The organism is Xanthobacter autotrophicus (assembly GCF_029991245.1).
Taxonomy (GTDB): domain Bacteria; phylum Pseudomonadota; class Alphaproteobacteria; order Rhizobiales; family Xanthobacteraceae; genus Xanthobacter; species Xanthobacter autotrophicus_C.
In genome coordinates, this window is the sequence record NZ_JAIVFO010000212.1 from 1 (window position 1) to 5,455 (window position 5,455).

A 5,455-nucleotide genomic window follows, 5' to 3' on the forward strand; every position below is an offset into this window, starting at 1 on the left:
AGGAGATGTATATAAGAGACAGGAGGGGGTGGGGCGCGTCGCGGGCGATGGTGTGGGCGAACACATGGGCCGAGCCCGGCGTTGCCTTGAAGCCGCCGGTGCCCCAGCCGCAATTCACATAGAGCCCCTTCACCGGCGTCTTGCCGACGATGGGCGAGCGGTCCGGCGTCACGTCCACGATGCCGCCCCAGGAGCGCAGCATCTTCATGCGGGTGAATTGCGGGAACAGCTCGCAGATGGCATCCAGCGTGTGGGTGGTGATGTGCAGCCCGCCCTGCTGGCTGTAGGACACATACTGGTCCGTGCCGGCGCCGATCACCAGCTCGCCCTTGTCGGACTGGGAGATGTAGGCGTGCACCGCATTGGACATGAGCACGCAGGGAAAGCACGGCTTCACCGGCTCGGAAACCAGCGCCTGCAGCGGGAAGCTTTCCAGCGGCATGCGCACCCCGGCCATGCCCATCACCATGGAGGTGTGGCCGGCCACGGAGACGCCGATCTTCTTGGTCTTTATGGTCCCGCGCGAGGTTTCCACCCCCGTCACCGCGCCATCCGGGCCGCGCGTGATGGCGGTGACCTCGCAATTCTGGATGATGTCCACGCCCAGCGCATCGGCGCCGCGGGCATAGCCCCACACCACCGCATCATGGCGCGCCGTGCCGCCGCGCCGCTGCAGCGCCGCGCCCATCACCGGATAGCGGATGTCGGGCGAGATGTTCAGCGGCGGGCAGAAGGCCTTCGCCTCTTCCGGCGTCATCCACTCGTTGTCGATGCCGTTGAGCCGGTTGGAATAGACGTGGCGCTTGAAGCTCTGCACGTCATGCACAGTGTGCGCCAGCATCAAGACGCCACGCTGGGAGAACATGACGTTGTAGTTCAGCTCCTGGGAAAGACCTTCCCACAGCTTCACCGCGTGCTCGAACAAAGCGGCGCTTTCGTCATAAAGGTAATTGGAGCGGATGATGGTGGTGTTGCGCCCTGCATTGCCGCCGCCGATCCAGCCCTTTTCCAGCACCGCGATGTTGGTGAGGCCGTGCTCCTTGGCGAGGTAATAGGCGGCGCCCAGCCCATGGCCGCCACCGCCGATGATGATGGCGTCATAGGCGGCCTTGGGCGTGGGGTTGCGCCACTGGCGCTCCCAGCCCTGATGGCCGTTGAGGGCTTCGGTAAGCAGCGAGGAAATGGAAAAGCGGCGCATGGGCCTCACGTCCTTGTTCTGCATTCAGGATGCGCCCGGCCGGGGCAGCGTTCTCGTCGAAATGCGACCGGATTCTGGAATGAATGCGACGGGGCGCTATCAGCGCCCCGTCCCTCACATCCCCGCATAGAGCGGGAAGCGGGCGCACAGCTCGGCCACCTTGGCGCGCGTTGCCACCTCGGCCTTGCCGTTGGCCTCGGCGCCGTTGGCGGCAAGGCCGGTGAGCACGTCGGCGATCATGTCGCCCACCTGTTCGAACTCGGCGATGCCGAAGCCGCGCGTGGTGCCCGCCGGGGTGCCGAGGCGGATGCCCGAGGTCACGAACGGCTTTTCTGGGTCAAACGGAATGCCGTTCTTGTTGCAGGTGAGGCCGGCGCGCTCCAGCGCCGCTTCCGCCGCCTTGCCGGTGACGCCAAAGGGGCGCAGGTCCACCAGCACCATGTGGCTGTCGGTGCCCCCCGAGACGATGGCCGCCCCGCGCTCGGACAGCCGGCCGGCCAGCGCCCGGGCGTTGGACACCACCTTCAGGGAATAGGTGCGGAAATCGTCGGTGAGCGCCTCGCCGAAGGCCACCGCCTTGGCGGCGATCACATGCATCAGAGGGCCGCCCTGGAGGCCGGGGAAGACGGCGGAATTCAGCTTCTTTGCCAACGCCTCGTCGTTGGTGAGGATGAGGCCGCCGCGCGGGCCGCGCAGGGTCTTGTGGGTGGTGGTGGTCACCACATGGGCATGGGGGAAGGGGGAGGGATAGGCCCCCGCCACGATGAGCCCGGCATAGTGGGCCGCATCCACCATCAGGTGCGCGCCCACCGCATCGGCGATGGCGCGGAAGCGGGCGAAATCGATGATGCGCGGATAGGACGAGCCGCCGGCGATGATGAGCTTCGGCCTGTGTTCGTGGGCCAGGCGCTCCACCTCGTCATAATCGATGAGGGCGGTGTCGCGGGTGACGCCATAGCCGATAGCCTTGAACCACTTGCCGGAGAGCGTGGGCGGCGCGCCGTGGGTGAGGTGGCCGCCCGCCGCCAGCGACATGCCGAGCAGCGTATCGCCGGGCTGGAGCAGGGCCATCAGCACCGCCGCATTGGCCTGCGCGCCCGAGTGGGGCTGCACATTGGCGAAGCCGGCGCCGAACAGCTCTTTGGCGCGGTCGATGGCGATCTCCTCCACCACGTCCACATGCGCGCAGCCGCCGTAATAGCGCTTGCCCGGCAGGCCCTCCGCATACTTGTTGGTGAGCACCGAGCCCTGCGCCGCCAGCACCGCCTCGGACACAATGTTCTCGGAGGCGATCAGCTCGATCTGGTCCTGCTGGCGCTTCAGCTCGGCGCGGATGGCGTCGAACACGGCGGGGTCGGCGGCGTGGGTGGGGGGAACGTGAAGGGTCATGGGCGTTGGTCCTTCTGGAAGGAATGGGGGATGGTTTCGTGCCCCGGCCGACTGGAGCGCGAGCGCACGGAGAGCCGGGGTCCAGCGCCAGGGTTCGCCGCAGGCGGCGTGAGCGCAGGACGGGACGGGTATTACCGGCTTCGCCGACGTGTCCGCTGGGCCCCGGATCGGCGCTCCGGCTGCGCCGTCGCTGGTCCGGGGTACGGGGTGGCGGGGCGGCTCAGCATTCCGGCACGTTGACCGCGAGGCCGCCCTGGGAGGTTTCCTTGTATTTGGACTGCATGTCGGCGCCGGTCTGGCGCATGGTCTCGATCACCTGGTCGAGGGAGACGTGGTGGATGCCGTCGCCCCGCAGCGCCAGCGAGGCCGCCGCGATGGCCTTGTTGGCGCCGAAGGCGTTGCGCTCGATGCAGGGGATCTGCACCAGCCCGCCGATGGGATCGCACGTCATGCCCAGGTGGTGCTCCATGGCGATCTCGGCGGCATTCTCGATCTGCGCCGGGCTTGCCCCCAGCACCGCCGCGAGCCCCGCCGCTGCCATGGAGGCGGCCGAGCCCACCTCGCCCTGGCAGCCCACCTCGGCGCCGGAAATGGAGGCGTTGCGCTTGATGAGCGCGCCCACCGCCGCCGCCGTCAGAAGGAAGTCCCGCAGCTGGGCGTGGCTGGTGTCGGGACAGATGTCGCGCACATAGCGCAGCACCGCCGGCACGATGCCCGCCGCCCCGTTGGTGGGGGCGGTGACGATGCGCCCCCCGGCGGCATTCTCCTCGTTCACCGCCATGGCGAAAACGGAGACCCAGTCCATGATCTCGTGGGGCGGGCGCTGGTTGGCGAGCCGATCGGCCTGAAGCTTCTCGTGGATGGCCCTGGCGCGCCGCTTCACCCGCAGCCGGCCGGGCAGGGCGCCCTCGCGGGCAAGGCCCCGGTCGATGGAGGCGAACATGGCCTCCAGAATGGCGTCCAGGCCGCGCTCCACGTCTTCGCGGGGGCGCAGGGCGCATTCGTTGGCCAATTGCAGGTCGGCGATGGACAGCTGCGCGCGGGCGCAGGCGGAGAGCAGCTCCGCCGCCGTGGCGAAGGGGTGGGGCACGTCCTGCGCCGGCGCCTCGCGGGCCTCGCCCTCCTCCACCACGAAGCCGCCGCCGATGGAATAGAACACGCGCTCGTCCAGTAGCGTGTCGTCCTCGGCGAAGGCGCGAAATCGCATGCCGTTGGAGTGCAGCGGCAGCAGCGTCGCGAAATCGAAGATCAGGTCGCGCTCGGCATCGAAGGCGATGCGGGCGCCGTCCACCTCGATGAATTTCTGGATGGCGATGCGGGCGGTTAGCACCGGTACCTCGTCCGGGTCGAGCGTATCGGGCGCGGCGCCCATGAGGCCGAGGCAGATGGCGGTGTCCGAGCCGTGGCCCTTGCCGGTCCAGGCCAGCGAGCCGAACAGCTCTGCGGTGATGCGCCGCGTGCCCTGCGGCAGCCCATCGCGAAACCGCCGCGCCGCCACCATGGGCCCCACCGTGTGCGACGAGGACGGGCCGATGCCGATCTTGAAGAGGTCGAACACGCTGATCATCCGTTGCCTCTGGTTTGGGTGGCGGGTTTCGTCCTCGCCCTCCTGTTGGGAGGGCGGGCTAATGCTTCTGTCGAGATGCTCCGGCCCCTGACCTGAGCCGCCGTGAACCCTCTCCCGCCCGAACTCGGCTGTTGCCGAGTTCGGTTCCCCCGCACCGAAGCCGGAAACATCCGGCTTCGGTGCGGGAGAGGGAGTGAGCGCGCGCCGTGCCCAACCAAGCCCCGCCGCTCCCGCCCGGTCTTGACCTGCCCCCCGGACGGGGCCGATGCTGCGATCTTGCCCGCCTCACGCGCCTTGATCTCGGCGCGGTGCGACCCTTGTCTGGAACAGATGCGACATTCTCTGCCCTCCCGAACGCCGCCGGGCGCCCGGCACCCGGGCGCGAAGCTGCGGGTGGGCTTCGTGCTCATGCACAATTTCACGCTCACCGCGTTTTCGAGCTTTGTGGACGTGCTGCGCCTCGCCGCCGACGAGGGCGACCGCTCGCGGCCCATCGGATGTTCCTGGCAGGTGATGAGCCCCGGCCGGCGCCCCGCGCGCTCGTCCTGCGGCATCGATATCCAGCCCACCGCCGATCTCGGCGATCCCGGCGATTTCGACTACATCGTGGTGGTGGGCGGCCTGCTGCACGGCATGCCGCCGCTGCCGCCCAAGGTGGCCACCTGGCTCCAGCGCGCGGCGCGGGAAAACGTGCCGCTGGTGGGGGTGTGCACCGGCTCGTTCGTGCTGTGCCGGCTGGGCCTGATGGCGCAGCGCAAATGCTGCGTCAGCTGGTATCACTACCGCGACTTCCTGGAGGAGTTCCCCACCCTCGTGCCGGTGGCCGACCAGTTGTTCGTGGTGGATGGCGACCGCATCACCTGTTCCGGTGGGGCGGGGGTGGCGGACCTTGCGGCGCAGCTGGTCACCCAGCATCTGGGATCGGCGGTGGCGCAGAAGGCGCTGAACATCCTGCTCATCGACCGTCCGCGCACGGCGGACAGCGCCCAGCCGGCGCCGGGTCTCGGGCAGGGTGCCGGGCCGGGCCGGGGGGATGGCGGCATCGACGATGCCCGTGTCTCCCGCGCGCTGCTGCTGATGGAGCAGAACCTCGCCGAGCCGCTGCCCATCGCGGCGCTGGCCGATGCGCTGGCGGTGAGCCCGCGCCAGCTGGAGCGCCTGTTCGCCGAGCGGCTCGGCGAGAGCCCGCAGGAGAGCTATCTGGCGCTGCGGCTGCGCCATGCCCGCTGGATGCTGGGGAACACGCCGTTTTCCGCCGCCCGCATCGCCGCCGACCTCGGCTTTGCCGACGGCTCCCATTT

Annotated in this window: 4 protein-coding genes; 1 reads left to right on the plus strand and 3 read right to left on the minus strand. The window is 69.1% G+C overall.

The genetic code is table 11. The features are described from left to right. The 3 genes from K9U41_RS21585 to K9U41_RS21595 form a co-directional block, all read right to left on the minus strand. On the minus strand, positions 1-1,198 hold a 1,198-nt coding region (locus tag K9U41_RS21585), incomplete at its 3' end, for a sarcosine oxidase subunit beta family protein (protein ID WP_282642903.1). Between the two features lie 114 nt (positions 1,199-1,312). Continuing rightward, on the minus strand, positions 1,313-2,587 hold the full coding sequence (glyA, locus tag K9U41_RS21590; protein ID WP_282642900.1) for a serine hydroxymethyltransferase: 1,275 nt from the start codon (positions 2,585-2,587) through the stop codon (positions 1,313-1,315). A 220-nt stretch (positions 2,588-2,807) separates the two neighbouring features. Next, positions 2,808-4,154, minus strand: coding sequence for an L-serine ammonia-lyase (locus tag K9U41_RS21595; RefSeq protein WP_282642901.1), 1,347 nt, complete (start codon positions 4,152-4,154; stop codon positions 2,808-2,810). Between the two features lie 393 nt (positions 4,155-4,547). On the opposite strand from K9U41_RS21595, the gene K9U41_RS21600 reads away from it, so the two are divergent. Further along, a partial coding sequence (locus K9U41_RS21600; protein ID WP_282642902.1) for a GlxA family transcriptional regulator occupies positions 4,548-5,455 on the plus strand: 908 nt, incomplete at its 3' end.